This is a genomic window from Arthrobacter sp. Y3223166 (genome assembly GCF_059090935.1).
Genome location: NZ_JBNHGE010000082.1, coordinates 1 through 2,330, shown reverse-complemented (window position 1 = coordinate 2,330; position 2,330 = coordinate 1). Strand labels below are relative to the sequence as shown.

The 2,330-nt window shown below is 72.9% G+C and carries 2 protein-coding genes and 1 pseudogene; all 3 read right to left on the bottom strand.

The window, feature by feature from the left end:
* Positions 1-980, bottom strand: a pseudogene (locus AC5RUH_RS16590) (hypothetical protein); the annotation flags it as partial.
* The gene (locus AC5RUH_RS16585; protein WP_494129143.1) at positions 980-1,816 is read right to left on the bottom strand and encodes a PP2C family protein-serine/threonine phosphatase; all 837 of its coding nucleotides are present in this window, start codon (positions 1,814-1,816) and stop codon (positions 980-982) included. The gene AC5RUH_RS16585 and the pseudogene AC5RUH_RS16590, both read right to left, overlap by 1 nt.
* Positions 1,813-2,330 (bottom strand): FHA domain-containing protein (locus AC5RUH_RS16580; RefSeq protein WP_494129142.1); only part of this gene is annotated, 518 nt, incomplete at its 5' end. The genes AC5RUH_RS16585 and AC5RUH_RS16580, both read right to left, overlap by 4 nt.

Below are 2,330 nucleotides of genomic sequence, written 5' to 3'. Positions count from 1 at the left end.
GCCCCTGCCGGAACCTCGCCGGCGGCGGCTGGGGGCGGCGGCGGTTGCAGGTTGGCACGTTGCGCGGCGGCGTGGACTACTGTCTGGTCCAGGCCATCGTCTGCCGCCGCGGGGTTCGGTTCCGAGGGGGCGCCGGCGGCCTGTCCTGCTTGGGCGCGCGGTTCGTCTGCGGGCGCCCATTCGTCGGCGGCGGCGGCGCCCTCGGACTCGTCGTCGGGCACGTAGAGGCTGGTCAGGTCCAGGCTTTCGGCCCAGCCGGCGCCGGCGGACTCCGGTCCTGTCGATTCGGGCTGCGCGGCCGGAACCGGGGCGGATGCGGGAGCCGGCTCGGGCTGCGCGGCCGGAACCGGGGCGGGTACGGGTGCAGGGGCCGGTGCGGGTACGGGTGCCGGTGCCGGTACGGGTGCAGGGGCCGCCGATGCAGGTGCAGGGGCCGCCGATGCGGGTGCGGGTGCAGGTGCAGAAACGCCGGCCGTCCGGTCCGTTCGGGCCGGATCGGCTGCGCCCTCTACTCGGGGCTCCCGTCCGGCCTCGAGTGCCGCGCCCATGCGCAGGGCGGCCAGCTGTACCGCCCCGGCGCGCAGCGGTAGCCACCGTCCCGTCCGGCCTTCGGGCCGGGAGCCGTCGGGCCCGGCCGCAATGGCCACGCTGCCGGCCCGCAGCCGCCCCTCGGTCCAGCTCGAGACGCCGCGTCCGCTCAGTTCCTGCCCGTCCGGGTCGGCGGACACCACCACGTCGCCGCGGAGCACCGCGTGGATGCCGCCGGAACAGGAGACGATGCCGAACTGCGGCATGGCCGACAGGTTGGCGCCGTACCCGGAGACCACCGTTCCGAGCAACGTTTCCAGCGTGGCGCCGGACTCCAGCGCCTGCCACAACTGCTGCACCAGGTCCTCGGGAGCGCCGGGTTCGAGGAGCACCGCTGTGCCGCCGCTGACCAGCCCCAGCCAAGGCCCGGGGCTGTACGTCATGCCCGCCATCAGGCGTCCTCCTCCGCCGCTCCCTGTTTCGGAGCATCCAGCCGGGGCAGCGTCGTCGTATCCTCCTGCCGCGGGGCGGTCGAGGCGTCGTCGGCGTCGCCTGCGGGACCGGCTACATCAACGACGACCACGGTGATGTTGTCGCGCCCGCCGGAGCGCAGCGCGGCCTGGATCAGTGCATCGACTGCGTCCTGGGGACCGGATACGGAGGTGAGGATGGCGTAGATGTGGTCGTCGCTGACCTCCGAGGTCAGCCCGTCGGAGCAGATCATGATCCGGTCCCCCGGTTCCACGGGCACCATCCAAAAATCCGGCTGGTTGTCTTCGCCGGTGCCCAGCGCCCGGGTAATGACGTGCCGGCGGGGGTGCACCAGGGCCTCCTGGGCGGTGATTTCTCCGGCCTCGAGCAGTTCCTGCACTTCGGAGTGGTCGACGCTGATCTGGACAAGTTTGCCGTGGTTGAGCCGGTAGGTGCGGGAATCGCCGACGTTGAACACGAGCCAATACGGCACCCCGCGTTCGGAGACCAGCGCGGCCCCGGATACCGTCGTGCCCGCCCGCGATGCAGCCGCCGCCCTGATCCGCGCGTCCGCCCGGCCGATCAGCTGTTCCAGTTCGTGCGCGCCGAGTTCGTGGCTGGCCACGTAGTCCCGCATCGTCTCCACGCAAATGCGGCTGGCCACTTCGCCCGCCTCGTGCCCGCCCATGCCGTCGGCCACCGCGAACAGCGTCCCGTCGGCCAGATACGCGTCCTCGTTCAGCTGCCGCCGCAACCCGCGGTCCGACCCGGCACCGACAGTGAGCCGGATGGGCTCCCCTCCCGACGCCGTGCTCATGCCCGTCCGATGGTAAAGCTGCGGTCGCCGAATTCGACGGTCGCGCCGGGTTGCGCCGCCACGGGATCCCCGGGGGCCAGCTGACGGCGGATGCCGTCGCCGCCGGTCACCGCGGTCCCGTTGGTGGAGTTGCGGTCCGTCACCCAGACGGTGCCGCCGTCGACCCGCAGCAGCAGATGGGTCTTGGAGACGGAACGTCCCATGTCCGCGAAATCGATCAGTTGGTCAATGTCCTCGCCGGCGCCTGCGGCCGGGTTGCGCCCGATCAGGGCCGTCGTTTCAAGTACCACATCGCGCCCGTCGTCGAAGGTAATGGTGAGGGGGCCCGACGGCGGGGCCACCGTGCGGACCCGGGTCGCCGCGAATTCTTCGTCCGGGTGGTGGTGCGGTTCGGCCTCCGCAGCCATCCGTGCCGGAGCCGGGACCGGTGACGGCGGCTCACCCGGGGTGCCCAAGCGGTCAGCCGCCGGCGCGGGCGCCAGGGGGGCGCCGGGGCCGGCCGCCGGCGCCTTGG